Below are 26,078 nucleotides of genomic sequence, written 5' to 3'. Positions count from 1 at the left end.
ATCCCGCCGTGAAGAAGACCGATTTCGACTTTGAACTCCCGCCTGAACTGATTGCCCAGGCGCCGCTGGACGAGCGCTCGGCGAGCCGCCTGCTGGTGCTCGACATCGAGGCCCAGGCCCGCCAGGACCGCATGTTCCGCGAGCTGCCGGAGTTCCTGCGCGAAGGCGACCTGCTGGTGTTCAACGACACGCGCGTGTTGCCGGCGCGCCTGTATGGCCGCAAGGACACGGGCGGGCAGGTGGAGATCCTGATCGAGCGCGTGACCGGCACGCACGAGGCCACCGTGCAGTTGGGCGTGAGCAAGAAGCCCAAGGAAGGCGGACGGATCGAACTGGCCGATGGCAGCCGCGCCCTGGTGCTGGGACGTGATGGGCCGTTCTTCCGCCTGCGCTTCGAATCGCCCGACCCGTTGGAGCGGCTGTTGCTGCGCCTCGGCGAAATGCCCTTGCCGCCCTACATCACGCGCCATGCCGACGCCAGCGACATGGAGCGCTACCAGACCGTGTACGCGCGCGAGCCGGGTGCGGTGGCGGCCCCCACCGCCGGCCTGCATTTCGACGAGGCGATGCTGGGTCAACTGCGCGCGATCGGCATCCAGTTCGGCTATGTGACCCTGCACGTCGGCGCGGGCACGTTCCAGCCGGTGCGCACGGAAAACCTCAAGGACCACCAGATGCATCGCGAGTGGCTCAATGTGGGCGCTAGCCTGGTGGAGCAGATCCGCCGCACGCGCGCCGCGGGCGGCCGCGTCATCGCGGTGGGCACCACGGTGGTACGCGCGCTGGAAAGCGCCGTGCGCGACGGCGAGCTGCAGCCGTTCGCCGGCGAGACGCAGATTTTCATCTTCCCCGGCTACAGGTTCAGCAGCATCGATGGCCTGCTGACCAATTTCCACCTGCCGCAATCGACCCTGCTGATGCTGGTGTCCGCGCTGGCGGGACGGGAGTTCATGCTGGCGTCGTATCGGCATGCGGTGGAGCGGCGGTATCGGTTTTTCTCGTATGGCGATGCGATGCTGATCCTGCCGAGAGGCAACTCTTAAATCCCTCTCCCCAAAGAGGAGAAGGAGTTGAACCGAAGCTTCTCGGAGCACGAAATCGCCAGACAGGCGATAATTCCCTTATGACTTCCTTGACTTTCGAACTCCAGGCCACCGACGGCGCGGCCCGTCGCGGCCGCCTCACGTTTGGCCGCGGCACGGTGGAGACGCCGGCGTTCATGCCGGTGGGCACCTATGGCTCGGTGAAGGCGATGACGCCGCGCGATATCCGCGAGATCGGCGCCGAGATCATCCTGGGCAATACCTTCCATCTCTTCCTGCGGCCCGGCCTGGAGGTCGTGGAGCAGTTCGGCGGGCTGCACACGTTCATCGGCTGGGACAAGCCCATCCTCACCGACTCGGGCGGCTTCCAGGTGTTCTCGCTGGCGCACAAGCGCAAGATCACCGAGGAAGGCGTGGCGTTCGCCTCGCCGGTGGATGGTTCCAAGGTGTTCCTGTCGCCGGAAGAATCGATGCGCATCCAGAAGGTGCTCGACTCGGACATCGCGATGATCTTCGATGAGTGCACGCCATATCCGGCCACGGAAAAGGTTGCCGCCGCCTCGATGGAACTGAGCCTGCGCTGGGCGGAGCGTTCGCGTCGCGCCTTCGACGACCTGAAGAACCCCAATGCGCTGTTCGGCATCGTGCAGGGCAGCGTGTACGAGAACCTGCGCCGCCGCTCGGCGGAAGGCCTGGTCGGCATCGGCTTCGACGGCTATGCGGTGGGTGGCCTCGCCGTGGGCGAGCCGGAGGCCGAGCGCAACCACACGCTGGATATCACCGTGCCGCTGCTGCCGGCGGACAAGCCGCGCTACCTGATGGGCGTGGGCCGCCCCGAGGACATCGTGGAAGCGGTGCGCCGCGGCATCGACATGTTCGACTGCGTGATGCCCACGCGCAACGCGCGCAACGGCTTCCTGTTCACCGCCGAGGGCACGCTGCGCATCCGCAACGCCAAGTACGCGCTGGATACCCGCGTGATCGAGGAAGGCTGCGACTGCTACGCCTGCAGCAACGGCTTCAGCCGCGCCTACCTGCGCCACCTGGACCGCTGCAACGAGATCCTGGGCAGCCAGCTCGCCACCATGCACAACCTCCGCCACTACCAGCGGTTGATGGCCGGCCTGCGCCAGGCCATCGCGGCGGGGCAGCTGGGGGATTTCGTGGCGGAGTTCTATGCGCGAAGGGCCGGTGGCGTGGCGGCCTGATCCGGGGCTGGCGCGCCCTCCACGCTCGTCATTCCGGCGCAGGCTGGAATCCAGTAGCCGGGCGGTCCGGTTTTCGCGGCCGCTGTCTGGATACGCTTTTGCGACAACCGACCCTAGCGGTCACTGGATCCCGGCCTACGCCGGGATGACGGGTAAGGGGCATGAGGGAACCTTTGACGCTCCCACCCGGTCCAGTCCTTGGCATCCTAGCCTCCCGCCGCCAGAACCTGCGACGAGGGGCTTGCGGCGCATGCAGGGCCTAGGGGCGCGTGGCATAATCCACGGTTCTTTTATCAGGCGCCGGTAGAAAACCTTGCTGGCGCCGCAACTTACGAGACAAGCTGATGACTTTCCCGATGTCCTTCGTGATCGCCCAGGCCGCTCCGGCCGGCGGCCAGGCACCGAACCCGCTGATGACCTTCCTGCCGCTGATCGTGCTGTTCGGCGTGTTCTACTTCCTGATGATCCGCCCGCAGATGAAGCGCCAGAAGGAGCACCGCAACATGGTGTCGGCACTGTCCAAGGGCGACGAGGTGGTCACCAACGGCGGCATCGCCGGCCGCGTGGAGGAGGTGGGCGAGAGCTTCATCACGGTCGAGATCGCGCCGAACGTGAAGATCAAGCTGCAGAAGGGCGCCGTGCAGCAGGTGCTGCCCAAGGGCTCGCTGAAGTCGTCCTGACGGCTTGCCGGGACGGAGGGGTCCCGGTCCCACGATGCAATGCTCGCCGCGGCCTGCCTCATGCCGCGGCTTTTGACGGATTCAAGGCATGAGTGATTTTCCACGCTGGAAATACGCGCTGGTCGCCATCGTACTGGTGCTCGGCATTGTCTATGCGCTGCCCAACGTGTTCCTGCCGGTGCCCGCCGTGCAGGTCACGGCCAACCGTGGCGGCACGGTGGACGCCGCGCTCGAGCAGAAAGTGTCCGATGCCTTGAAGAAGGCGAACATCGCCAGCACCGGCATCGCGGTCAGCGGCGACCACCTGCAGGCCAGCTTCGTCAACGCCGACGTGCAGAAGAGCGCCGCCGACGCGATCAAGGCCGTGCTGGGCGACGACTACACGGTGGCCTTCAACCTCAAGCCCACCGTGCCGGGCTGGCTTACCGCCATCGGCGCCAAGTCCATGCCGCTGGGCCTGGACCTGCAGGGCGGCGTGCACTTCCTGATGCAGGTCGACCAGGACGACGTGATCGACAAGCAGGAAATCCGCTATGCGGACGACATCCGCAGCCTGCTGCGCGAGAAGAACATCCGCTACGACTCGGTGACCCGCAACGCCCAGCGCGGGCAGGGCGTGCTGGTAGTGCTCAAGTCCGCCGAGGACCGCGCCGCCGCCGCCAACGCCATCGCCACCGAATACGCCGACCTCACCGTGCAGGACGCGGCGGCCACCGGCGACCGCTACCCGCTCAACGCCGTGGTGCGCCCGGACAAGCTGCGCGACCTCTCGCTCAACACCATCCGCCAGAACCTGGGCACGCTGCGCAACCGCATCAACGCGCTGGGCGTGTCCGAGCCGATCATCCAGCAGCAGGGCGACAGCCGCATCGTGGTCGAGCTGGCCGGCGTGCAGGACACCGCCGAGGCCAAGAAGCTGATCGGCGCCACCGCCACCCTGGAATACCGCGCCGGCTACGGCACGCCGCAGCAGGCCATCGACGCCGCGCGCAGCGGCATCGTGCCGCCCGACGCGCGCCTGTACAAGGACCGCGATGGCCGTCCGTACCTGCTAAGCAAGAACATCATCGTCACCGGCGACCAGCTGGTCGATGCGTCCTCCAGCTTCGACCAGCAGAGCGGCACCCCGGCCGTGTCGGTGACGCTGAACTCGGCGGGCGCCAAGAAGATGCTCGACTTCACCACCGGCAACGTCGGCAAGCCGATGGGCGTGGTGTACGTGGAGCGCGTGGTCGACACCAAGGTGGTGGACGGCAAGGAAGTGCGCACGCCCAAGATCACCGAGGAGGTGATCAACTACGCCACCATCAACGGCGTGTTCGGCAAGAACTTCCAGACCACCGGCCTGCGCAGCCCGAAGGAAGCCTCCGAGCTGGCCCTGCTGCTCAAGGGCGGCTCGCTGGCCGCGCCGGTGGACATCGTCGAGGAACGCGTGATCGGCCCCAGCCTCGGCCAGGACAACATCTCCAAGGGCCTGCGCGCGGTGACCCTGGGCCTGGCCCTGGTGCTGCTGGCGGCCGCCTTCTACTACAAGCTGTTCGGCCTGGTCGCCGACGTGGCGCTGTTCTTCAACCTGGTGATCCTGGTGGCGGTGATGTCGGCCATCGGCGTGACGCTGACCATGCCGGGCATCGCCGGTATCGTGCTCACCCTGGGCATGGCCATCGATGCCAACGTGCTGATCTGCGAGCGCATCCGCGAGGAGCTGCGCAACGGCTCCTCGCCGCTGGCGGCCATTCGCGCCGGCTACGACAAGGCCTGGGCCACCATCCTCGACGCCAACGTCACCCACCTGATCGCCGCGCTGGCGCTGACCACGATGGGCTCGGGCCCGATCAAGGGCTTCGGCGTCACGCTGCTGATCGGCATCCTGACCTCGATGTTCACCTCGGTCACCGTGACCCACGCCATCACCGCGCTGATCCACGGCCACCGCAAGCTCAAGACGTTGAGTGTTTGAGTTCTTATTGAGAAGTGCGGCCATGGATGGCCGCGTTCTTGGAAATGGACTTCCATAAAGAGAACACGCCATGGAAATCTTCAACCACAACGCCAACATAAACTTCCTCGGCATGAGGAAGTTCAGCGTCGGCCTCGCCATCCTGCTGATGGTCGCCTCCATCGCGCTGATCGCGGTGAAGGGCCTCAACTACGGCCTCGACTTCACCGGCGGCGTCTCGCTGGTGATGGACTACGACAACCCGGTCCAGATCGGCGAAGTGCGCGATGCGCTCGAGAAGGGCGGCATGGAGCACGCCCTGGTGCAAAGCCTGGGCGGCACCAAGGAAGTGTCCATTCGCCTGCAGCCCAAGGACGACCCGCAGTCCGGCCTGGCCGACGGCGGCAAGGTGAACCTGGACAAGATCGCCGACGACGTCACCAAGACGCTGCAGGCCGCGCGCCCCGACGCCAAGCTCAAGAGCCGCGACTACGTCGGCTCCGCCGTCGGCGAAGAGCTGCGCAGCGATGGTATCGTGGCCGCCATCGTGGTGGTGCTCGGCATCGGCCTGTACCTGGGCATCCGCTTCGAGTGGCGCTTCGCCGTGGCGGCCATCGCCACCGAGGCCCATGACGCGCTGATCACCGTGGGCATCTTCGCCCTGGTGCAGCGCGAGTTCGACCTCACCGTGCTGGCCTCGGTGCTGGCGGTGATCGGCTACTCCATCAACGACAAGGTGGTGGTGTTCGACCGCGTGCGCGAGCTGTTCCGCCTGGCCCGCAAGGCCGAGCCGGAGGAGATACTCAACCGCTCGATCAACAACACGCTGTCGCGAACCATCATCACCGCGCTGTTCACGGCGATCACCATGGCCGCGCTGTACTTCTTCGGCGGCCCGGCCGTGCACGGCTTCGCCATCACCATGCTGATCGGCATCCTGGTGGGTACGCTGTCCTCGATCTTCGTGGCCAGCCCCATCCTGTTGTGGCTGGGCGTCTCCAAGCAGGACCTGATGCCCAAGACCCGCGAGAACCCGGAGCTGGCCCGTCGCCCCTAGGTTTTCGCCTACACCCCAGTACTTGATGGCTCACAGAACGGCCCGGGTTTCCCGGGCCGTTTTTCGTTGCATATGCGGCGAAACCCCACAAGGCCGTGGGCGGTGACGTGGTGTTGGTCTGCCATCACGCCCACAGGGAAGGGCGGGCTTTTCCGATGAACTCTCCCATTCATCCCCAGTAAGGTCTTTGCTTCGCAAGAAACGGCCGTGCCGGGCTTCATCGCCTCGACCGGCACGCGGCGGTTCCGCCGCCAGGCGCTGCCGTTCCCGCATCTCAAAGGGGCGTCGTCCAGCCCGGAAGCTGACAGACCGTACCCATGGCTCATGCGATCCACCGACCTTCCACAAGGCCGGTATCGCTTTCTTTTGCCCAAAAAACTGGGCCGAAACGGGGAGAACCATTGATGAAGTCTCACACGATGAACGGAAGCGTCCTGCTGCGCCGCTCCACGCTGGCCATGGCGCTGGCCATGGGCTTCACGGGCGCCGTCCACGCCCAGTCCACCACCGGCAGCATCTTCGGCCAGGCGGAGGCCGGGCAGACGATCGTGATCTCCAACGATACGGGTTTCGCCCGGCAGGTCACCGTGGACAGTTCCGGGCGCTACCGCGTCACCAACCTGCCACTGGGCACCTACACCGTGACGCTGCAGAAGGATGGCGCCACCGTCGATACGCGCAGGAACATCGGCCTGACCGTGAATGCCGGCACCGAGGTATCCTTCGCCTCGGTCGCCAACGCGACCCAACTCTCCACCGTGACGGTGACCGCCAATACCTTGCCGCCCATCGACGTCTCCACGGTCGATTCGCGCACCGTCATCACCGCGGAAGAACTCCAGCACCTGCCGATCACCCGCACCGCCGAGGCCATCGCGATGCTGTCGCCCGGCGTCGTGCAGGGCAGCGGCTTCTTCACCGGCCCGATGGGCACGCCGCTGGTATCGGTCGGCGGATCGTCGGTCACGGAGAACGCGTACTACATCAACGGCATGAACGTCACCGATCCGTTGAGCGGCCTCGGTGGCATCACGCTGCCCTATGGCGCCATCGCGCAGCAGGAGACGCTCAATGGCGGCTACGGCGCCATGTATGGCCGCTCCGATGGCGGCGTGATCAACCAGATCGGCAAGCGCGGCACCAACGAGTGGCACTTCGGCGGACAAGTGCTGTGGACGCCGGAGTCGCTGCGCGCGGACCCGCACAACATCCGCAACTCGGCGGGCACGCTGTACCAGTACCGCAACGCGAACAAGGGCTGGAACACCACCGCCAATGCCTATGCCGGCGGTCCGCTGATCAAGGACAAGCTGTTCTTCTTCGTGGCCGGCGAGGCGAGCAAGTCGGAGGACACCTACGTGGACCCGGCGTCCGCGGGGATCCTCCGTGAGCGTACCTATCGTGACCCGCGCGGATACGTGAAGCTGGACTGGAACATCAACGACAACAACATCCTCGAATGGACCGGGGCCTCCAGCAAGCATAGCTACGACGGCGATATCTACGAGTTCGACAACGACGCCCGCAGCAAGGGCGACTACCTGTCGGGCGACACGCACACCAAGGCGTCGGCCTCCATGTGGATCGCCAAGTATACCGGCTACATCACCGACAACCTGACGCTGTCCGCCCAGTACGGCAAGCAGAAGACCGACTTGTATACCGAACTGGCGCCGGGTTTCGATCCCAGCCTGATCTACGTCTTGAATGCGGGTAACCAGAATCCCGCGCTGTCGGGCGGGGGCGTGGGCATCGGCAACACGCAGTCGGTCGATAGGACCGACGATCCTGCCCACCAGACCAAGGGCGCGAACTATCGGCTGGACCTCAGCTATGTGCTGGGCGACCACACCCTCACGGTGGGTATCGACAACCAGCGCACCCAGGATCTGTCCGATGGCCAGTACGTTCCCACCGATGCGGGCTATATGTGGAATTACGGGCGCATGACCAATCCCAACTCCGGCATCGTCGCCGGGCAGGTCGATGCCCCGGCGAATTATCCCGGCGGCGCCGATGGCTACTACGTCTCCCAGTATTTCTATCGGACGGCCGCGTCGGTGCGGGTGGAGCAGCGCGCGCAATACATCGAGGACAGCTGGCAGGTCAGCGATCGCTGGCTGCTGAAGCTGGGCCTGCGCAACGACCAGTTCACCAACTACAACAGCGACGGCAATCCGTACATCCGCCAGACCAAGCCGCAGTGGGCGCCGCGCCTTGGCTTCGCCTGGGACGTGAATGGCGATTCCAGCTTCAAGGTGTACGGCAACGCCGGCCGCTACTACCTGGCGATGCCGACCAGCGTGGCATTGCGCGGCGCTTCCGGCTCGCTGTACACCAACATCTACTACACCTACACGGGTATCGATCCGGCCACGGGCTATCCCACCGGCCTCACCCCGATCGACACCATCAAGGGACCGGGCGTGCCGATCTCGGCCAACAACGAATACGGGCAAGCGCCCGACCCCAGAACGGTGACGGCCACCTCGCTGAAGGCGCAGTACCAGGACGAATACATCCTGGGCTTCGACAAGCAGTTCAACGAGTCGTGGGCCTATGGCGCCAAGCTCACCTATCGCAGCCTCAAGAACGCCATCGACGACACCTGCAACTACCAGCTGTTCTTCGATAAGGCCAACGCGCTGGGCCTGGACACCGATGCGCTGCGCGGTTGCTACTTCTTCAATCCCGGCCGGGCCGCGACCTTCCAACTGCCCGACGGCCAGGGCGGCCTGGGCCAGTTCACGGTGACCAATGCCGAGATGGGATTCCCCAAGCTGAAGCGCAACTATTACGCCCTGGAGCTGTTCCTGGACCACCCGTTCGACGGCAAGTGGCAGGGCCGCCTGATGTACACCTTCTCGCGCAGCTACGGCAACACGGAAGGCCAGGTGAAATCCGATATCGGCCAGGACGACGTCGCCGCCACGCAGGACTGGGACTACCCGTCGCTGATGCAGTATGCGAGCGGCCGGCAGCACAACGACCACACGCACCAGATCAAGGCGTATGGTGCCTACCAATTCACGAAGGAGTGGAACCTGTCCGGCTTCCTGTCGCTGATTTCAGGCGCGCCGACCAACTGCTCGGGCTACTACGGCCCGGACCAGACGACGCCCGCCTATCCCGGGCCGTACTACCACTGGTGCGATGGCCGGCCGGCGCCGGCCGGTACGGCGGGCGACCTGCCATGGCAGAAGAACCTGTCGCTGAACCTGGAATACCGGCCCAACTTCGCCGACAACAAGCTGGCCTTCAGCCTGTACGCGAACAACGTATTCAACTGGCAGACCCCGACGTACGTGTACGAGTACTACCTGGAGCCGAACTATCGCCGCGCACGCGGTTATTCCAACCCGCGTTCGGTACGCCTCGGCGTGAGCTACGACTTCTGATGTTCTTGCATCGGCCGCAAGGCCGACTTTGCCCCACGGTGTCACTCCCGTCACCGTGGGGCCTCTTGGAGGAATGGTGTTGCCCCATTACCCAATCGCCGGCCTGGCCGGCGTCTTTTTTTGGGGGGGCGTGGATTCGCTTCAGGCGACCGTGGCGTCGCTGGCGGCTTGCGGCGAGATGGGAGAGCCGGCCGCGACATGTCCCGCCATGACCTGGTGGCCCAGCGCATGCAGGTCGAGCTGGTCGACCGGAATGGGCTCGTAGTGGGGGCCGAAGGCGACCTCGCCGAGCTTCCAGCCGGCCGGGCGGCGCACTGCGCCCCAGAAGCGCTTGAAAGCGTTCCAATGCAGGCCGACCAGGCCGTGGTGGTTGTCGTCGTCCACCATGGGGTCGCCCACGCCGGTGGGGCGCAGCGGTTCGCCGTAGAGCGCGGTGCCGAACAGCACGTCCCAGATCGAGAACACCTGGCCGAAGTTGCAGTTGTGCAGCTTGGGGCGGCTGGGGTCGACCAGCATGTGGTGCAGGCGGTGGAATTTGGGCGCGACGAACACGCGGTCGAACACCGGGCCGAAATCGATGCGCACGTTGGCATGCGAGAAGTTCTGCACCAGCTCGCCTGCCAGCACCAGCCACGCGAACTGCTCGGGCTCCACGCCCATCACGATGCCGACGCAGGCCAGGATCATGGACTGGATGAAGCCGTCGATCAGGCTGCCGCGGTCGTTGGTCCAGCAGCTCATCTGGCGCGTGCTGTGGTGCATGCTGTGCAGCGCCCACCACCAAGGCAGCGCGTGTTGCAGGCGGTGCATCCAGTAGTACACGAAGTCGTAGACCAGGTAGTAGCCGCCGAACAGTAGCCAGGGATGCTGTTTGAGCCAGGGCACCCAGTGCGTGATCGCCAGCGGCGAGGCGCTGGCGTCGCCGGGACCGGTATCCGGGCCGCCGAAGTAGTTGGCGATGGGCGCCAGCACCAGGTAGCTGAAGATCGGGAAGATGCCCACCAGCATCATCACGGTGTACTGGAAGTCGACCTTGGTCAGCTTGCGATCCTCCCACCGTTCCGCCGGCACGATGCTTTCCAGCGGGCGGAACACCAGGGCGATGACGCACAACTGGAAGGCGGCGATCAGCAGTGAGGCGGCGATGTCCCTCGGGTCGCCGGCCAGACCTTCCAGGTGCAGAAGCCTCAGCACCGGCAGCACTCCATGGGCGGCAAACCAGTTGACCAGGTGGAACCACAACTCGGACATCGTCGATACCTTGCAGCGCAGTTGGCGACCAGGCTACAGAACCAGGTGGTTTAGGATACCCGCGCGCGCGTTCTGGCCTCAAACGGGCAGGATCTTGCGCCATCCATGCCATGGGGCCGATTCTGTGGGAGCGCACCCTGTGCGCGACTGGTGCGCGAGGGACTTGTCTCTGATCGCTAGCTCCATGCGGCAGTCGCGCACAGGGTGCGCTCCCACGGGGAAAGACGGGTATGGCCTAGCGGAGCTTCGCGTCGAGTTCGGCCAGGCGTTGGGGAGTGCCGACATCGGTCCAGGTGCCGCGATGATGGCTGCCGTGCAGCAGGCTGCGTGCCATCGCATGTTCCAGCAGCGGCCGCAGCTTGAAGCGCGGTGGTTTTTCCCGCGCGCCGGCATCGTCGACGATGCCATGCCAGCCATCGAGCAACTCGCGCCGGAACACGCCGATGCCGCTGTAGGTCAGGCGGGGCAGGACGCGGTCGCTGCGCAGCAGGCCTTGCGCATCCAGCGCGAAATCGCCTTCGGGATGATGCGTGGGATTGTCCACCATCAGCAGGTGTCCAAGGCCGGCCGGCTGGGGAGGCAGGGTGGCGAAGTCGGCGTCGGTCCAGACGTCGGCGCTGATCGCGAGGAAGGGTTCGGGACCCAGCAAGCCAAGCGCATTGAGCATGCCGCCGCCGGTTTCCAGAGGCGAGGGACCTTCGTAGGCATAGCGGATGCGCAGGCCCCAGCGCGAGCCGTCGCCCAGCGTTTCGGGAAACTGCTCGGCCAGGTGCGAGGTATTGATGACCACATAGCGCACGTCGATGGCGGCGAGCCTTTCCAGGTGCCATTCGATCAGCGGCTTGCCACCTGCCGGCAGCAGCGGCTTGGGCGTGTGGTCGGTGAGCGGGCGCATGCGCTCGCCCAGGCCGGCGGCGAAGATCAGTGCATGCCTCATGCGGCGGCTACCTGGGTGAGGTCGCGACCGGCCGTATGGCGTTCAAGCAGCGCCACGAAGTCGGCCAGCTCCGGATAGCGCTTCGCCACCGACACCACGTAGCGGTAGACGGTCGGCACGTTCGCGAGATAGCCGGGCTTGCCGTCGCGATACCACAGGCGATAGAACTGGCCGAGCACGCGCACATGGCGATGCATGCCGGTGAGATCGAACCAGCGCAGGAAGCGCGCCGGGTCCGCGGGTGCGTCGATCATGCCGGCGCCGAGCAGGCGCTGCCGGTAGGACTCCACCCAGCCCTCCACGCGCTCGCGTGGCCACACGATGTAGGCATCGCGCAGCAGCGAGGCGAGGTCATAGGTGATGGGCCCGCCCAGCGCACCCTGAAAATCGATGATGCCCGGATTGTTGTGCTCGACAATGAGCAGGTTGCGGCTGTGGTAGTCGCGGTGCACGAAGCAGCGCGGTTGTTCCAGCGCGTTGCGGACGATCACGTCGAACGCCGCTTCCAGCACGTCCCATTCGCCGCAGCTGGGCGTGTGGCCGAGATGGCGGCCGAGGAACCATTCCGGCATCACCTCCAGCCCGCTTACCAGCAGCGGCTGGTTGAACGGTGGCAGGTCCGCGTAGTCCATGCGTGTCTGCATGCGAAGCAGGGCGTCCATGGCGTCGCCGTACAGCGCGTCGGCGGTGTGCTCGTTCAACGCGGGCAGGTACAGGCGGTTGCCGAGGTCCTCGATCAGCAGAAAACCCTGCTCCAGGTCCGTGGCGCGCACGGCGGGCACATGCAGGCCGGCGTCGGCCAGGCGTTCGCCGATGGCCAGCCAGGGACGCGGATCCTCCTTGTCCGGCGGCGAATCCATCACGATCCAGCTGGCGCCATCGTGATGCGTGCGCCAGTAGCTGCGGAAGCTGGCGTCGGACGAGGCGGATTCGAGGGTAAGCGTGGCGTCGCCGAGGGCAGTGCGGGTCCAGGCCAGGCGGGCGGCGGCGCGGTCGAGGGCGTTGGTCATGGCGTGCTGCGTGAGGTGATGCACGCAGCTTAGCGGGTGAGGCCCTTCAACTGTAGGAGCGCACTCTGTGCGCGACCGCGGTACCGGGGCCTTGCGGTCGCGCACTGGGTGCGCTCCGCAAAAGGAGGTGGTTGTCGCAAGATTGGCTCCTCACCCCGGCCCTCTCCTCGCTCCTCAAAGCCGCGGCCATCCATGGCCGCTCCCCGCGTGCCCCAAAGGGGAGAGGGAGAAGGGCGGTTCACGACAGGTTGTAGGCCTTCTCTTCGTGCAGCGAGAGATCAAGACCGATCTGTTCCTGTTCGTCGTCCACGCGCAGGCCCAGCGTCCAGTCGATCAGCTTGAGGATCACCAGGCTCAGCACGGCGCTCCACACCACGGTGAAGCCCACGCCCTTGGCCTGGATCCACAGCTGGCCGCCCAGCGATTCCACCGTGCCGAAGCCGCCCAGCCTGGGCGAGGCCAGCGGGCCGGTGAGCAGGGCGCCGACGATGCCGGCGATGGCATGCACGCCGAACACGTCCAGCGAGTCGTCATAGCCGAGCTTGTGCTTCAGGCGCGTGGCGCTGAAGAAGCAGATGACACCGGCAATCAAGCCAAGCACCAGTGCGCCGCCCGGGCCGGCGGTACCGGCGGCAGGCGTGACCGCGACCAGCCCGGCCACCGCGCCGGAGACGATGCCCAGCACGCTGGGCCGTCCATGCACGATCCACTCGGCACCGAGCCAACCCAGTGCCGCGGCGGCGGTGGCGATCTGTGTCACCAGCATGGCCATGCCGGCGCTGCCGTTGGCTGCCACCGCGGAGCCCGCGTTGAAGCCGAACCAGCCCAGCCACAGCAGGCTGGCGCCGACCACGGTGTAGCCGAGATTGTGCGGGGGCATCGGCACATGCGGATAACCGCGGCGCTTGCCGATCACCAGGCAGGCGACCAGGCCGGCGATGCCGGCGTTGATGTGCACCACGGTGCCGCCGGCGAAGTCCAGCACGCCGAGGTCGCCCAGCAGCGAACCCGGGCCACTCCACACCATATGCGCCACCGGCAGGTAGACGATGGTCAGCCACAGCCCGCTGAACCACAGCAGCGCGCTGAACTTCATGCGCTCGGCAAACGCGCCGATGATCAGCGCGGGCGTGATGATGGCAAAGGTCAGCTGGAACATGATGAACACGCTTTCCGGCACCGTCTGGTAGCGCGAGTCCGGCTTGAGTCCGGCCAGCAGCACGCGATTCAGTCCACCGATAAACGAGTGCAGGTTGGTCACGCCGGCCTGCATGCCTTCGGTACTGAAGGCCAGCGAGTAGCCGTAGAACAGCCACAGCACCGTCACCAGCGCGGTGATGGCGAAGCATTGCATCAGGATCGACAGCAGATTCTTGGCGCGCACCATGCCGCCGTAGAACAGCGCCAGGCCCGGGATGGTCATCAACAGCACGAAGGCCGTCGCGGTGAGCATCCAGGCGGTGTCGCCGCTATCGATATGCGTGGGCGTGGCGGCTTGCGCCCATGCGGGCAGCCAGGCAAGGCTGCCGGCCAAGAGCAGAGCGATGCGCACCATGCGGCGCATGCCGATTCCCGATTCCCGATTTCCCATTTCCTGCTTACAAGGCATCGACGTCCACCTCCTGCGTGCGAATGCGGATGGCCTGCTCCAACTCGCTGACGAAGATCTTGCCGTCGCCGATCTTGCCGGTGCGGGCGGCGCCGATGATGGCCTCGACCGCCCGGTCGAGCTGCTCGTCGGCCACCGCCACCTCCAGCTTCAGCTTGGGCAGGAAATCCACCACGTACTCGGCGCCCCGGTACAGCTCGGTATGCCCGTGCTGGCGGCCGAAGCCCTTCACCTCCGTGACGGTCATGCCTGTCACCCCCACCTCGGTCAGTGCCTGCCGGACGTCGTCCAGCGTGAACGGCTTGATGATGGCCGTGATCCACTTCATGCCCGAGCTCCCCGTGCTTCCAGATATGTCGCGATGCAGCAGGATGCGTGCCATGGTGGATGCGGTCGGCGATGGCGCATGCGCGTGCCGCCTCCCTGGTCATGCCGACGAAGGCCGGAATCCAGCCACTTCAATGGGTTGCAAGGCACGGGATCCCTGCCTTGGCCGGCATGACGGGGAGGGGAAAGCGGTTGCCGGGCTCGACGGGTGGGCGGTATTGCCCGAAAAGGGGGCGCTGCACCGGGATGATCGCCCACTTTTGGTGCGCCGCCGTGGTTTGACCCCGGGATCATTAATCAGTACCATTTTGGTACCGATTCATCGCAGTCCCTTGGCCGCTTCCCCATGCTTCGCGTCAGCCGCCTTACCGACTACGCCACGGTGGTGATGACCTGTATCGCCGCCCACCCCGACGACGTGCTCAGCACGGCGCAGATCGCCGATGAGACACGCCTGGAACTGCCCACGGTGAGCAAGCTGCTCAAGTCGCTGGGGCATGCGGGGCTGGTGGCATCCTTCCGGGGCGTCAACGGTGGCTACCGCCTGGCGCGCCCGGCCGGGCAGATCACCCTGGCGCAGATCGTCGAGGCACTGGAAGGACCCATCGGCATGACCGAGTGCAGCCTGGCCGAGGGCCAGTGCGATCGCGAGTCGCAATGCGGCGTGCGCGCCAATTGGCAGCATGTCAACAGCGTGGTGGACAACGCCCTGCGCGCCATCAGCCTGTCCGACATGCTCAAACCCCCTAGTCGCCGTATCGACACGACCCTGGTCGGATGAACGCCGATCCCGCAGTGCCCGGCCACGACGACTCAACGAAGACCCTCATGACTACCGAAACCACCGACCGCAGCGAGATCTCCGCCACGCTTCGCGACAATGCCGAAGTGGCCGCCGCGCTGGGCCGCCGCTATGAGGCCGGTTTCGTCACCGACATCGAGACCGACAGCCTGCCGCCCGGCCTGTCCGAGGACATCATCCGCCAGCTCTCCGCGCTCAAGCACGAGCCGGAGTGGATGACCGAGTGGCGCCTGCAGGCCTATCGCCACTGGCTCACCATGCCCGAGCCGCACTGGGCCAAGCTCAACATCGGCGCCATCGATTTCCAGGCGATCAGCTACTACGCCTCGCCCAGGAACCGCCCGAAATCGCTGGACGAGGTCGATCCGAAACTGCTGGAGACCTACGACAAGCTCGGCGTGCCGCTGCACGAGCGTGCCAAGCTTGCAGGCGTGGCGGTGGACGCGGTGTTCGATTCCGTCTCGGTGGGCACCACCTTCCGCAAGGAACTGGCCGAGGCCGGCGTGATCTTCTGCTCGATGAGCGAGGCCATCCGCGAGTATCCCGAGCTGGTACGCCAGTACCTGGGCAGCGTGGTGCCGATCGGCGACAACTACTTCGCCGCGCTCAACTCCGCCGTGTTCTCCGACGGCTCGTTCGTGTTCATTCCCAAGGGCGTGCGCTGCCCGATGGAGCTGTCCACCTACTTCCGCATCAACGCCGGCCACACCGGCCAGTTCGAGCGCACGCTGATCATCGCGGAAGAGGGCGCCTATGTGTCCTACCTCGAAGGCTGCACCGCGCCGATGCGCGACGAGAACCAGCTGCACGCGGCGGTGGTCGAGCTGGTGGCGCTTGAAAAAGCGCAGATCAAATATTCCACCGTGCAGAACTGGTACCCGGGCGACGAGGAAGGCCGCGGCGGCATCTACAATTTCGTGACCAAGCGCGGCGACTGCCGTGGCGACGATTCGAAGATCTCCTGGACGCAGGTGGAAACCGGCTCGGCCATCACCTGGAAGTACCCCAGCTGCGTGCTGCGCGGCGACCGCTCGGTGGGCGAGTTCTACTCGGTGGCGCTCACCCACCACCGCCAGCAGGCCGACACCGGCACCAAGATGATCCACCTCGGCAAGGGCACCAAATCCAAGATCGTGTCCAAGGGCATCAGCGCCGGCCGTAGCTCCAACAGCTATCGCGGCCTGGTGAAAGTGGAGAAGTCGGCTTCCGGCGCGCGCAACTACACCCAGTGCGACAGTTTATTGATTGGGAAAAAATGCGGCGCGCACACCTTCCCCTATATGGAAGTGAAGAACCCCAGCGCCATCGTCGAGCACGAGGCTACCACCTCCAAGATCTCCGACGACCAGCTGTTCTATTGCCGCAGCCGCGGCATCGGCGAGGAAGACGCCGTGTCGATGATCGTCGACGGCTTCTGCAAGCAGGTGTTCCGCGAACTGCCGATGGAGTTCGCGGTGGAAGCGAAGAAGCTGCTGGAAGTGTCGCTGGAAGGCGCGGTGGGATAGCGGGTAAAGGGTGAATGGTAAGTGGCAAAAGCAAGACCGCTGCCGCACCGCCAGCCGCCCGTTTTCTCGCGCCCGCGCACGCTCTTTCCATTAACCATTTACATTGACGGCTCCATACATGCTAAAGATCGAAAACCTGCACGCCCGCGTCGAGGGCAAGGACATCCTCAAGGGGCTCACGCTCACCGTGAACCCGGGCGAGGTGCACGCGATCATGGGGCCGAACGGCGCCGGCAAGTCCACCCTGGGCAACGTGCTGTCCGGCCGTGACGGCTACGAAGTGACCGAGGGTTCGGTGATCTTCAACGGGGTCGACCTGCTGGCGCTGGAACCGGAAGCGCGCGCCGCCGCCGGCGTGTTCCTGGCTTTCCAGTACCCAGTGGAAATCCCCGGCGTCAACAACACCTACTTCCTGCGCGCCGCGCTCAACGCGCAGCGTAAGCAGCGCGGCGAACCGGAGCTGGATTCCATGCAATTCCTCAAGCTGGTGCGCGAGAAGCTCAAGATCATGCAGATCTCCGACGAGCTGCTGCACCGCGCGGTGAACGAGGGCTTCTCCGGTGGCGAGAAGAAGCGCAACGAGATCTTCCAGATGGCGGTGCTGGAGCCGAAGCTGGCGATCCTGGACGAGACCGATTCGGGCCTGGACATCGACGCGCTCAAGCAGGTGGCCCAGGGCGTGAACGCGTTGCGCTCGCCCGAGCGCGGCTTCCTGGTGATTACCCATTACCAGCGCCTGCTCGACTATATCGAGCCGGATTTCGTGCACGTGCTTGCCGATGGCCGCATCGTGCAGAGCGGCGACAAGACGCTGGCGCTCAAGCTGGAAGAACAGGGCTACGCCTGGGTGGCCGAGAAGGACCCGGCGCTCAGCGGAGCCTCGGCATGAGCGAGCCGCAACGCACGCCCTTCGTGGAGTCGCTGCAGGATGCGGCTGCGCGGGTGCAACTGGCGGGCAGCGGCATCGGCTGGCTGGATGCCGCGCGACGCGAGAACCTCGAGGCCTTCGTCGCCGCCGGCTTGCCGGATACGCGTACGGAGGCGTGGAAGTACACCGCGCTGCGCGCGCTGGGCCAGCGCCGTTTCGCCCTGGGCGACGCCCAGGCGGCGGCACGCGCGGTCGACGCCGCCGCGTTTGCGCTGCCCGGCGTCGATGGCCCGGTGCTGGCGTTCGTCAACGGCGTGTTCCGCGCCGACCTCTCGCGCCTCAACGCGCTGCCGGCGGGACTGGACCTGCAACCGTTGTCGCAGGCCCTGCGGGGCGATGCCGAACCGTTGCGCTTCGCGCTGTCGCGCCACTACCGCGAAGGGGGCGACGCGTTCGCCCGCCTCAACGCGGCGCTGGCCGGCGATGGCGTGGTGTTGCGGGTGGCGGCCGGTGCCAAGGTGCTCGGGCCGGTACAGCTGGTGTTCGTGGGTGCGCCCGCGGAGGGCGATCTTGCCTGGCATCTGCGCCATGTCATCGAACTGGGCGAGGGCGCCGAGCTGTCGCTGGTCGAGCAGCATGTGGCGAGCGGCGCGCAACAGCACCTGGGCACCCAGGTGGCCGACATCGTGCTGCGCAAGGGTGCGCGGCTGGACCACGTCACGTTGCAGCAGGCCGCCGCCGGCGGCACGCTGGTGCGCCGCGACAGCCTGCACCTGGGCGAGGACGCGCAGGCTCGCCTGCACGTGCTGGAACTCGGTGGCGCGCTGGTGCGCCACGACCTGCATGCCACGCTGGCGGGCGACCGCGCGCGGCTGGCGACGGGCGGCGTGTTCGTCCTGCGCGGACGCCAGCATATGGACACCCAGATGGCCATCCGCCACCAGGCGCTCGATACGGCGTCCGAATCGGTATGGCGTGGCGTGGCCGACGAGCGTTCACGCGGCGTATACCGCGGCGCCATCGTGGTGGCGCCCGGTGCCGATGGCAGCGACGCCAGCCTGAGCAGCAAGAATCTCCTGTTGTCCGGCCAGGCCGAGATCGACACCAAGCCCGAGCTGGAAATCTATGCGGACGAAGTGAAGGCCGCGCACGGCGCCACGGTGGGCCAGCTGGACGAGCGCTCGCTGTTCTACCTGCGCTCGCGCGGCATCCCGCTGGGCGAGGCGCGAGCCATGCTCACGGCGGCGTTCTGCCGCGCGGTATTCGCGTCGGTGAGCCACGGCGGCCTGCGCGAGGCGCTCGACCAGCGACTGATGGCCCACCTGCCTTCCGCGTGAAGGCTTGAGAACCGGCAAGGCGAGACGACCACGATGAATGCACAGACCCAACCGAGCCCGACCGTCTTCGACGTGCAGCGCGTCCGCGCCGATTTTCCCTTGCTGTCGCGCACGGTGCACGACAGGCCGCTGGTCTACTTCGACAACGCCAATACCAGCCAGAAGCCGGCGAGCGTGATCGAGGCGGTGGACGACCACTATCGGCGCCACAACGCCAATGTCTCGCGCGCCGTGCACCAGCTCGGCGAAGAAGCCACGGCGGCCTACGAGGGCGCCCGCGACAAGCTGGCCCGCTTCATCAACGCCTCCTCGCGCAACGAGGTGGTGCTGACCTCGGGCACCACCCAGTCGATCAACCTGGTGGCCTACAGTTACGCGCTGCCGCGGCTGAAGGCGGGCGACGCCATCCTCACCACGACGATGGAACACCACGCCAACATCGTGCCGTGGCAGCTGATGGCTGCCCGCAGCGGCGCCACGGTGAAGCCGGCGCCGATCGACGAGCGTGGCGAGCTGATCGTCGAGAAGTACATCGAGATGCTGACGCCGGAAGTGAAGCTGGCCTGTGTCACGCACGTCTCCAACGTGCTGGGCACGGTCAACCCGGTGCGCGAGATCGCCCGCGAGTGTCGCAAGCGCGGCATCCCGCTGCTGGTGGACGGCTCGCAGGCGGTGCCGCATCGTCCGGTGGACGTGCAGGCGCTGGGCTGCGACTTCTATGCGCTGACCGGCCACAAGATGCTTTCGCCCACCGGCACCGGCGCGCTGTGGGCGCGCAAGGAACACCTGGAGGCCATGCCGCCGTTCTTCGGCGGCGGCGAGATGATCCGCGAGGTGCGCTTCGACGGCACCACTTTCGCCGAGCCGCCGCACAAGTTCGAGGCGGGCACGCCCAATATCGCCGGCTTCGTGGGCTTGAGCGCGGCCATCGACTATTACCACTCGATCGGCTTCGACGCGATCCATGCATGGGAGCAGCAATTGCTGGCCTATGCCACCGAGCGCCTGCGCGAGATCCCGGGCCTGCACCTGTTCGGCGAGGCGAAGGAAAAGGAGCCGGTGATCTCCTTCCTGATCGAGGGCGCGCAGGCGACGGACCTCGCCACGCTGCTCGACCTGCAGGGCGTGGCGGTGCGCTCGGGCCACCATTGCGCGCATCCGCTGATGCAATTTTTCAAGGTGCCCGCCACCTTGCGCGCCTCGCTGGCGTTCTACAACACCCGCGAAGAAATCGACGCCTTCATCACGGCCTTGCTCAAGGTGCGCAAGCTTCTGCTGTAACGCCACCCGACCTTTTGTAGGAGCGCACCCAGTGCGCGACAGGCCGACGAAGCGGTGACGACATGGCGCTGCGGCCGCGCATTGGGTGCGCTCCTACAGGGTAGAAAAACGCCGCGGTCGGGCCGCGGCGTTTTCCGTTGCGGTTATCGATCAGAAACGGCTACCAGATCTTCACCTGCTTGTCGGCCGGACGCACCATCGGATCGCCGGCCTTGCACTGGAATGCCTTGGCGAACGCGGGCATGTTGGACGGCGCGCCGATCGCACGGAACTGCGCGGGTGCGTGCGGATCGGTGTTGAGGGAGGTGAGCTGCGCCTCGGGACGGATGCTGCCGCGCCATACGCGGGCCCAGTTGAGGAAGAAGCGCTGGTTCTCGGTATAGCCGTCGATCTTGGCCTTCGCTTCCTTCGGGTTCTTGGCCAGGGCCATCTGCAGCGCGTCGTAGGCCGCGTTGAGACCGCCCAGGTCACCGATGTTCTCGCCCATGGTCAGGCGGCCGTTGACGAACTTGCCGGGCAGCGCCTCGTAGTGGTTGAACTGGTCGGCGAGCAGGTCGGTACGGGCCTCGAAGGCCTTGCGGTCCGCGTCGGTCCACCAGTTGACGTTGTTGCCCTGGGCGTCGAACTTGCTGCCTTGGTCGTCGTAGCCGTGGCCCATCTCATGGCCGATCACCGCGCCGATGCCGCCGTAGTTGAGCGCGTCGTCCGCCTTGGCATCGAAGAACGGCGGCTGCAGGATCGCCGCGGGGAACACGATCTCGTTCTTCAGCGAGTTGTAGTAGGCGTTGACCGTCTGCGGGGTCATGCCCCACTCGGTGCGGTCCACCGGCTTGCCGATCTTGCCGACCATGTACGCATAGTTGAACTTGGCCGCGGCCTCCACGTTGGCGAAGTAGTCGTCCGGTTGCAGGGTAAGGCCGCTCCAGTCGCGCCACTTGTCCGGATAGCCGATCTTCGGGGTGAAGGTGGCCCATTTCTCCAGCGCCTTCTGCTTGGTGGCGTCGCTCATCCACGGCAGGTTCTCGATGCGCGTCTTGTAGGCGGCGCGCAGGTTGGCCACCAGTTCCTGGGCGCGGGCCTTGGACTCGGGCGAGAAGGTCTGCGCGACGTACAGCTGGCCCAGCGCCATGCCCATGCCGCCCTCGATGGCGTCGAGCGTGCGCTTCCAGCGCGCTTTCATTTCCTTCTGGCCGTTGAGGGTCTGCGCATTGAAGGCGAAGTCCTCCTGCTGGAAGGCCGAGGAGAGGTACGGCGCCGCCTCGCTGATGGCGTGGAAGCGCAGGTAGGCCTGCCAGTCGGCCACCGGCACATCGGCCAGCATCTGGTCGAACTCGGCGAAGAACTTCGGCTGCGACAGCGAGAAGCCGTCCTTCACGTCGGCGCCTTGCGCCTGGAAGAAGGCGGCCCACTCGAAGTGCGGCGTGACCTTGTCGGCCTCGGCGATGCTCACGTAGTGGTAGCGGTTCTCCGGCTGGCGCAGCTCGGTCGGCACCAGCGAGGCCTTGGCCAGTCGCGTCTCGAAGGCCAGCACCGCCTTGGCCTGCGCCTGGGCATCGGCCTCGCTCGTGCCCACCAGCACGAGCGTGCGCGCGATGTGTGCCACGTAGGCGTCACGGATCTTCGCGAAGTCGGGCTTGCTGTAGTAGTCGGCCGTGGGCAGGCCCAGGCCGCCCTGGTTGGCATAGGCGATCTGCTTGCTGGAATCCTTGAAGTCGGCGTTGCCGCCGAAGCGGAAGGCCACCGGGTTGCCGTGCGCATAGCTGTCGCGGATATAGGCGGCGACGTCGCCGCCGTTCTTCAGCGCGGCGATCTGCGCCAGCACCGGCTTGATCGGCTCGTAGCCGGCCTTCTCGATGGCCGCCTCGTCCATGCCGGAAGCGTAGAAATAGCCGATCTTCTGCTCGATCGAGCCCGGCTTGGCGGTGGCGGCGTCCTTGGCGGCTTTCTCCACGATGGCGTGCTGCACGTTGAGGCTGTCCTCGCGCAGCATGTCGAACGAGCCCCAGCGCGTGCGGTCGGCGGGAATCGGATTGGCATCGACCCACTTGGCGTTGACGAAGCCGTTGAAGTCGTTGCACGCGTTCTTGCTGGTATCCAGTTCCTTGATGTCGAAGCCGCCGCCGGGAGCGGCCAGCACACCGGTACAGATGGCCATGCCCACGGCCAGCGCGAGCGGTTTCACAATGCGGTTCTTCATGGATTCTCCCTTGGTGGCAGGCGTCTCGCGCATCCGGACGGCCAGTAGCGCTCGATGGGACCGGCGCGGCCCCGCCGGACAGGCTAGGCACCGATCCCTGGCCGCGCACAGTGTCGAAGGTCATTGGTGTACGGTGCGGTCGCCTGCCGTGGGCCTTATCATGGCGCCCATGCCTCATCCATCGATTCCCCTCTACCGCGCGGCGACCGCCGCCGACGTTCCCGCCCTCGTCGCCCTCGTCGAGTCCGCCTATCGCGGCGAATCCGGCCTGCGCAGCTGGACGACCGAGGCCCATCTGTTCGATGGCCAGCGCACCGATGCCGAAAACGTCGCCGGCCTGATCGGCCGCGGCGGCAGCGTGGTGCTGCTGGCCGAGCAGGAGGGCGTGCTGGTGGCCTGCTGCCATGTCGAGCGGCAGGGCAGCCAGGGTTATTTCGGCATGTTCGCGGTCGATCCCGGGCGACAGATGGCGGGCCTGGGCGGCGCGCTGCTGGCCGAGGCCGAGCGGATGGCGCGCGACGCATGGCGGGCCGACGTCATGCGCATGACGGTGATCGAGCAGCGCGCCGAGCTGGTTGCCTGGTACGAGCGCCGCGGCTACCGGCTCACCGGCGAAACGAGGCCGTTCCCGTATGGACAACCGCAATTCGGCATTCCACGCCGGGACGACCTGAGCTTCGTGTGGATGAGCAAGCCGCTGCAGGAGGCGATCGCATGAGCCTCGATGGCTGGGTCCTGGTGGGCACACGCAGCGAGCTGCTGCCGGGCGAGTTCAAGGTGGTGTGGGACGGCGATACTGCCATCGCGGTCTACAACATCGACGGCGACCTGTATGCCGTCGAGGACGTGTGCAGCCACGACGGCGGCGAACTGGCCGGTGGCGACGTGCACGGCTTCGAGGTGGAATGCCCGCGCCACGGCGCACGCTTCGACCTGCGCACCGGCGCGGTGACCTGCCCGCCCGCCTACGAGCCGATCGCCAGCTTCCCGGTGCAGGAAGCGGATGGGCAGATCTGGACGCGCGACGATCGCTGACCCCTCCCCGCCCTCCCTGCGTGCAGGGGGGCGGGAGGAGGTTAATCGGAGTTACATCGAGGTAAACCGTACCGAGGGTGGGCCCGCCTCAGAACCGGTAGACGAAGGCCAGCGTGGTGGTGACCTGGTTCGCCGAGCCGAAGCGGCGCACCAGCGGGCTGTCCGCGGCGTCGCCGAGCAGGCGTGTGTCGTTGATCGCCAGGGCGATGCCGGTGTGCACGCTGGTCGGCATGTAGGCGTCGTATTCGAAGGCGATCTGCTGGCCACCGGCGCCGGGAGACCATGGCATGACACCGAGCCTCGCCGCCTGGCTGGGCGTGAGGCCGAAGAAGCGGCGCATGGCCGGGCCGTTCATGCCCTGCCATTGCAGCTGGATGCTGTGGTTGAGGTAGCCGATGGCGGGCAGGTCGTAGTCGCCGTACACATTGAGGTAGGCGCCCGCGCCCTGGGTGTCGTGGCTCAGCGTGGCGCCCAGGTTGAGCCGCGTGGTGGCCTGGTATTCCAGGTAGCCGCCGCCGTTGATGCGCGGCGACAGCGAATCGACGATGCCGCCGAGCCTGGGACCGAGCTCGTCGTGGTCGCGCCCCCACATGTAGTTGCCGTACAGGCCGCCGCGCCATTGCTCGCCGTGGATCAGGTCGACGGTGAGGCCATCCAGCGTGGACAGCGTGATGTGCCAGGGCAGCTCGGCCTGGATGTACGGCACGGGCTGGTTGCGATGATCGCGTGAACCCAGCCAGGCCGGCATGCGCTGCACGCCGGCGCCCAGCAGGGTATTGGCGCCTTCGACGTCGTCGTCCGCCCTGGCGTGGGAGGCCATGCCCAGGGCCAGCACGGCCAGCGCGACATGGATGGCCCGTGCGCAGGGCGCCGTGGCGGACAGTCGTCGGGACATGCTCACGCCGTTCAATGGCCCGGCTTGGCAGTGCCGTTATCGGCGGGGAACTGCACGATGACGCGCTGGCCGATGCGCAGCGAGGGCGGCGGCGGCTGGTCGAAGGCCAGCACGCATTCGACCGTGCGGGTATTGGCGCGGACCAGCGGATCTTCCTCCAGCGCGCTGGGACCGAACACGGTGCCGATGCGCTGCACGTGGGCACCGAGCGTGGGTACGCCGCTGCCGCTGTCGTCCACCACCTGGGCATGCATGCCTTCGTGCACGGCGGTCACGAACGATTCGTTGAGTTCGGCCCGCACGATGCGCGCCTGTTCCGGCAGCAGCACGAACACAGGGCCGCCCTGCGGTGACACGGCGGCGCCGGGCTGGATCAGGCGTTCCACGATCTGCCCATCCACCGGGGCCAGCAGGCTGCGTTGCGCCAACTCGTAGCGCGCGGCTTCCAGCTTCTGCGCGGCTATCGCCTCGGCAGCGCGCGCGTTGTCCAACTCGCCTTGCAGCTGTTGCGCGGCATCCCTGGCGTCGTCGGCGCTCTGGCCGTCGCCGGCGCCGCTCGCGGCGGCGGCCACGAGCCGCTCGGCACGCTGCTGCGCGGCCTTCAGGCGAAGCTCCAGCAGCCTGCCCTGGGCCTGCGCCTGCTTCTGTTCGGCCTCCGCCGCGCTCACCATCAGTTGCGCCGGCCGGGTATCGAGCATCGCGAGCACCTGGCCCTTGCGCACGTGGTCGCCTTCGTGCACCTGGATGCTGGCCACCACGCCATCGCGCGGCATGCCGAGCTTCAGCAGGCCGCCCTCGACGTCCACGCGGCCGCGCGCCACCGCCGCGTAGGCCGGGGTGGCCGCCGCCGCTGCGCCCTTGTCGCCGGCGTCGCCATGCGAGCAGGCAGCCAGCAGCGCGGTGGCGAGGGGCAGGGCAAGCAGGGAACGGAGCGGACGCAGGATCATGGGGTTTCCTCGAAGCCTGTCGCCGGCGTCGATGGGGAGGGCGGTACACGGTCGCTTAGGATACGGCCATCCTCCATGGCCAGCACGCGGTCGGCATGGCCGACCAGGCGCGGGTCGTGGCTGACGCACAGCACGGTGGTGCCGTGCGTGCGTGCGATGCGATGCAGGATGTCGATGATGGTTTGTCCGTTCGCCGCATCCAACGCGCTGGTGGGTTCGTCGGCGAACAACAGGTCCGGCTGCTTGGCCAGCGCGCGCGCGATCGCCACGCGCTGCTTCTCGCCGCCGGAAAGCTCGGACGGCCGCAGGCTCGTGCGCGGCCCGAGCCCGACTTCCTCCAGCGAAGCCATCGCGCGGCGGCGCGCCTCGGCGGGTGCGAGGCCGAGGTAGCTCAACGGCAATTCCACCTGTTCGAGCGCATTGAGCGCCGGGAACAGGTTGAAGCCCTGGAACACGAAGCCGGTATGGCGCAGGCGGAACCGTTCCAGCGCGCGCGCGCCGAGCACGCCCAGGTCCTGCCCGAGCGCGATCACCTGGCCGTCGTCGGCGCGCTGCAGGCCGCTGAGGATGGCCAGCAGCGTGCTCTTGCCGCAGCCCGAGGGACCGGAGATCAGGGTCAGCTCGCCGGCGCGGATATCCAAGGTCAGGTCGTGCAGCACGGTGCTCCGCACCTGGCCGGAGACGAACGACTTGCGCACGTGGCGCACCTGCAGCGAGGTGGATGCGTTGGCGCTGGGCAGCGGCTGGCTCAT

The 26,078-nt window shown here is 66.6% G+C and carries 22 protein-coding genes; 13 read left to right on the top strand and 9 right to left on the bottom strand.

The genetic code is table 11. The annotated features are described in order from the left end of the window. Positions 1-8: 8 nt before the first annotated feature. The 6 genes from queA to MJ605_RS11580 all read left to right on the top strand — a co-directional run bounded on the left by queA (position 9) and on the right by MJ605_RS11580 (position 9,325). Positions 9-1,043 carry a tRNA preQ1(34) S-adenosylmethionine ribosyltransferase-isomerase QueA gene (queA, locus tag MJ605_RS11605; RefSeq protein ID WP_243041673.1) on the top strand — a complete coding sequence of 345 codons (1,035 nt, stop codon included), beginning with the start codon at positions 9-11 and terminating at the stop codon, positions 1,041-1,043. Between the two features lie 80 nt (positions 1,044-1,123). Further along, a complete protein-coding gene (tgt, locus tag MJ605_RS11600; protein ID WP_243041672.1) occupies positions 1,124-2,251 on the top strand; it encodes a tRNA guanosine(34) transglycosylase Tgt in 1,128 nt (375 codons plus the stop codon). A gap of 344 nt (positions 2,252-2,595) precedes the next feature. Then, the gene (gene yajC / locus MJ605_RS11595; protein ID WP_243041671.1) at positions 2,596-2,931 is read left to right on the top strand and encodes a preprotein translocase subunit YajC; all 336 of its coding nucleotides are present in this window, start codon (positions 2,596-2,598) and stop codon (positions 2,929-2,931) included. An 88-nt stretch (positions 2,932-3,019) separates the two neighbouring features. Then, complete coding sequence (gene secD / locus MJ605_RS11590) at positions 3,020-4,891, top strand: protein translocase subunit SecD (protein ID WP_243041670.1); 1,872 nt, start codon at positions 3,020-3,022, stop codon at positions 4,889-4,891. 70 nt (positions 4,892-4,961) lie between these two features. After that, positions 4,962-5,927, top strand: coding sequence for a protein translocase subunit SecF (gene secF, locus MJ605_RS11585; RefSeq protein ID WP_243041669.1), 966 nt, complete (start codon positions 4,962-4,964; stop codon positions 5,925-5,927). A gap of 419 nt (positions 5,928-6,346) precedes the next feature. Then, complete coding sequence (locus MJ605_RS11580; protein ID WP_243041668.1) at positions 6,347-9,325, top strand: TonB-dependent receptor; 2,979 nt, start codon at positions 6,347-6,349, stop codon at positions 9,323-9,325. 141 nt (positions 9,326-9,466) lie between these two features. Here the strand turns inward: MJ605_RS11580 and MJ605_RS11575 are convergent, their stop codons facing one another. The 5 genes from MJ605_RS11575 to MJ605_RS11555 form a co-directional block, all read right to left on the bottom strand. Further along, positions 9,467-10,576 carry a sterol desaturase family protein gene (locus MJ605_RS11575; protein ID WP_243041667.1) on the bottom strand — a complete coding sequence of 370 codons (1,110 nt, stop codon included), beginning with the start codon at positions 10,574-10,576 and terminating at the stop codon, positions 9,467-9,469. A gap of 235 nt (positions 10,577-10,811) precedes the next feature. Next, positions 10,812-11,513, bottom strand: coding sequence for an N-acetylmuramate alpha-1-phosphate uridylyltransferase MurU (murU, locus tag MJ605_RS11570; protein WP_243041666.1), 702 nt, complete (start codon positions 11,511-11,513; stop codon positions 10,812-10,814). Beyond that, a complete protein-coding gene (locus tag MJ605_RS11565; protein WP_243041665.1) occupies positions 11,510-12,523 on the bottom strand; it encodes an aminoglycoside phosphotransferase family protein in 1,014 nt (337 codons plus the stop codon). Before MJ605_RS11565 ends, murU begins: the two co-directional genes overlap by 4 nt. Before the next feature lie 238 nt (positions 12,524-12,761). Beyond that, positions 12,762-14,078: an ammonium transporter gene (locus MJ605_RS11560; protein ID WP_425601006.1), complete on the bottom strand. Its 1,317-nt coding sequence runs from the start codon at positions 14,076-14,078 to the stop codon at positions 12,762-12,764. A 43-nt stretch (positions 14,079-14,121) separates the two neighbouring features. After that, positions 14,122-14,460 carry a P-II family nitrogen regulator gene (locus MJ605_RS11555; protein ID WP_243041663.1) on the bottom strand — a complete coding sequence of 113 codons (339 nt, stop codon included), beginning with the start codon at positions 14,458-14,460 and terminating at the stop codon, positions 14,122-14,124. A gap of 345 nt (positions 14,461-14,805) precedes the next feature. On the opposite strand from MJ605_RS11555, the gene MJ605_RS11550 reads away from it, so the two are divergent. The 5 genes from MJ605_RS11550 to MJ605_RS11530 all read left to right on the top strand — a co-directional run bounded on the left by MJ605_RS11550 (position 14,806) and on the right by MJ605_RS11530 (position 20,252). After that, positions 14,806-15,240, top strand: a complete 435-nt coding sequence (locus MJ605_RS11550) for an SUF system Fe-S cluster assembly regulator (RefSeq protein WP_243041662.1) — start codon at positions 14,806-14,808, stop codon at positions 15,238-15,240. 47 nt (positions 15,241-15,287) lie between these two features. Next, positions 15,288-16,766, top strand: coding sequence for a Fe-S cluster assembly protein SufB (sufB, locus tag MJ605_RS11545; RefSeq protein WP_243041661.1), 1,479 nt, complete (start codon positions 15,288-15,290; stop codon positions 16,764-16,766). 118 nt (positions 16,767-16,884) lie between these two features. Next, positions 16,885-17,655, top strand: coding sequence for a Fe-S cluster assembly ATPase SufC (gene sufC / locus MJ605_RS11540; RefSeq protein WP_243041660.1), 771 nt, complete (start codon positions 16,885-16,887; stop codon positions 17,653-17,655). After that, complete coding sequence (gene sufD, locus MJ605_RS11535) at positions 17,652-18,971, top strand: Fe-S cluster assembly protein SufD (RefSeq protein WP_243041659.1); 1,320 nt, start codon at positions 17,652-17,654, stop codon at positions 18,969-18,971. Before sufC ends, sufD begins: the two co-directional genes overlap by 4 nt. Before the next feature lie 33 nt (positions 18,972-19,004). Then, positions 19,005-20,252 carry an aminotransferase class V-fold PLP-dependent enzyme gene (locus tag MJ605_RS11530; protein WP_243041658.1) on the top strand — a complete coding sequence of 416 codons (1,248 nt, stop codon included), beginning with the start codon at positions 19,005-19,007 and terminating at the stop codon, positions 20,250-20,252. Between the two features lie 160 nt (positions 20,253-20,412). Here the strand turns inward: MJ605_RS11530 and MJ605_RS11525 are convergent, their stop codons facing one another. Beyond that, complete coding sequence (locus MJ605_RS11525) at positions 20,413-22,449, bottom strand: M13 family metallopeptidase (protein WP_243041657.1); 2,037 nt, start codon at positions 22,447-22,449, stop codon at positions 20,413-20,415. Positions 22,450-22,618: 169 nt separating this feature from the next. Between MJ605_RS11525 and MJ605_RS11520 the strand changes: the two genes are divergently transcribed. Together MJ605_RS11520 and MJ605_RS11515 are read left to right on the top strand one after the other, a co-directional pair. Beyond that, on the top strand, positions 22,619-23,167 hold the full coding sequence (locus MJ605_RS11520; RefSeq protein ID WP_243041656.1) for a GNAT family N-acetyltransferase: 549 nt from the start codon (positions 22,619-22,621) through the stop codon (positions 23,165-23,167). Continuing rightward, on the top strand, positions 23,164-23,484 hold the full coding sequence (locus MJ605_RS11515) for a non-heme iron oxygenase ferredoxin subunit (protein ID WP_243041655.1): 321 nt from the start codon (positions 23,164-23,166) through the stop codon (positions 23,482-23,484). Before MJ605_RS11520 ends, MJ605_RS11515 begins: the two co-directional genes overlap by 4 nt. A gap of 88 nt (positions 23,485-23,572) precedes the next feature. On the opposite strand, the gene MJ605_RS11510 is transcribed toward MJ605_RS11515, so the two are convergent. From MJ605_RS11510 to MJ605_RS11500, 3 genes are read right to left on the bottom strand one after another with little or no spacing between them, the layout of a single operon-like run. Beyond that, positions 23,573-24,379 carry a MipA/OmpV family protein gene (locus MJ605_RS11510; protein WP_243041654.1) on the bottom strand — a complete coding sequence of 269 codons (807 nt, stop codon included), beginning with the start codon at positions 24,377-24,379 and terminating at the stop codon, positions 23,573-23,575. Positions 24,380-24,390: 11 nt separating this feature from the next. Then, positions 24,391-25,326, bottom strand: a complete 936-nt coding sequence (locus MJ605_RS11505) for an efflux RND transporter periplasmic adaptor subunit (protein WP_243041653.1) — start codon at positions 25,324-25,326, stop codon at positions 24,391-24,393. After that, the gene (locus MJ605_RS11500; protein WP_243041652.1) at positions 25,323-26,078 is read right to left on the bottom strand and encodes an ABC transporter ATP-binding protein; all 756 of its coding nucleotides are present in this window, start codon (positions 26,076-26,078) and stop codon (positions 25,323-25,325) included. The genes MJ605_RS11505 and MJ605_RS11500 overlap by 4 nt, the downstream gene beginning before the upstream one ends.

The organism is Dyella sedimenti, assembly GCF_022760995.1.
GTDB classification, from domain to species: Bacteria; Pseudomonadota; Gammaproteobacteria; order Xanthomonadales; family Rhodanobacteraceae; genus Dyella; species Dyella sedimenti.
The sequence above is the reverse complement of the archived record's forward strand: the minus strand, read 5'-3'. Positions and strand labels throughout refer to the sequence as shown.

Excerpts from the sequence above, each read along its gene's own strand:
- MJ605_RS11580 (WP_243041668.1), top strand. The coding sequence starts at position 6,347 with ATGAACGGAAGCGTCCTGCTGCGCCGCTCCACGCTGGCCATGGCGCTG.
- yajC (WP_243041671.1), top strand. The coding sequence starts at position 2,596 with ATGACTTTCCCGATGTCCTTCGTGATCGCCCAGGCCGCTCCGGCCGGC.
- MJ605_RS11575 (WP_243041667.1), bottom strand. The coding sequence starts at position 10,576 with ATGTCCGAGTTGTGGTTCCACCTGGTCAACTGGTTTGCCGCCCATGGA.
- MJ605_RS11500 (WP_243041652.1), bottom strand. The coding sequence starts at position 26,078 with ATGAGCCAGCCGCTGCCCAGCGCCAACGCATCCACCTCGCTGCAGGTG.
- MJ605_RS11550 (WP_243041662.1), top strand. The coding sequence starts at position 14,806 with ATGCTTCGCGTCAGCCGCCTTACCGACTACGCCACGGTGGTGATGACC.
- murU (WP_243041666.1), bottom strand. The coding sequence starts at position 11,513 with ATGAGGCATGCACTGATCTTCGCCGCCGGCCTGGGCGAGCGCATGCGC.
- sufC (WP_243041660.1), top strand. The coding sequence starts at position 16,885 with ATGCTAAAGATCGAAAACCTGCACGCCCGCGTCGAGGGCAAGGACATC.
- MJ605_RS11525 (WP_243041657.1), bottom strand. The coding sequence starts at position 22,449 with ATGAAGAACCGCATTGTGAAACCGCTCGCGCTGGCCGTGGGCATGGCC.
- sufD (WP_243041659.1), top strand. The coding sequence starts at position 17,652 with ATGAGCGAGCCGCAACGCACGCCCTTCGTGGAGTCGCTGCAGGATGCG.
- MJ605_RS11510 (WP_243041654.1), bottom strand. The coding sequence starts at position 24,379 with ATGTCCCGACGACTGTCCGCCACGGCGCCCTGCGCACGGGCCATCCAT.
- secD (WP_243041670.1), top strand. The coding sequence starts at position 3,020 with ATGAGTGATTTTCCACGCTGGAAATACGCGCTGGTCGCCATCGTACTG.
- MJ605_RS11560 (WP_425601006.1), bottom strand. The coding sequence starts at position 14,078 with ATGGTGCGCATCGCTCTGCTCTTGGCCGGCAGCCTTGCCTGGCTGCCC.
- tgt (WP_243041672.1), top strand. The coding sequence starts at position 1,124 with ATGACTTCCTTGACTTTCGAACTCCAGGCCACCGACGGCGCGGCCCGT.
- MJ605_RS11530 (WP_243041658.1), top strand. The coding sequence starts at position 19,005 with ATGAATGCACAGACCCAACCGAGCCCGACCGTCTTCGACGTGCAGCGC.
- MJ605_RS11520 (WP_243041656.1), top strand. The coding sequence starts at position 22,619 with ATGCCTCATCCATCGATTCCCCTCTACCGCGCGGCGACCGCCGCCGAC.
- sufB (WP_243041661.1), top strand. The coding sequence starts at position 15,288 with ATGACTACCGAAACCACCGACCGCAGCGAGATCTCCGCCACGCTTCGC.
- MJ605_RS11505 (WP_243041653.1), bottom strand. The coding sequence starts at position 25,326 with ATGATCCTGCGTCCGCTCCGTTCCCTGCTTGCCCTGCCCCTCGCCACC.
- MJ605_RS11565 (WP_243041665.1), bottom strand. The coding sequence starts at position 12,523 with ATGACCAACGCCCTCGACCGCGCCGCCGCCCGCCTGGCCTGGACCCGC.
- MJ605_RS11515 (WP_243041655.1), top strand. The coding sequence starts at position 23,164 with ATGAGCCTCGATGGCTGGGTCCTGGTGGGCACACGCAGCGAGCTGCTG.
- MJ605_RS11555 (WP_243041663.1), bottom strand. The coding sequence starts at position 14,460 with ATGAAGTGGATCACGGCCATCATCAAGCCGTTCACGCTGGACGACGTC.
- secF (WP_243041669.1), top strand. The coding sequence starts at position 4,962 with ATGGAAATCTTCAACCACAACGCCAACATAAACTTCCTCGGCATGAGG.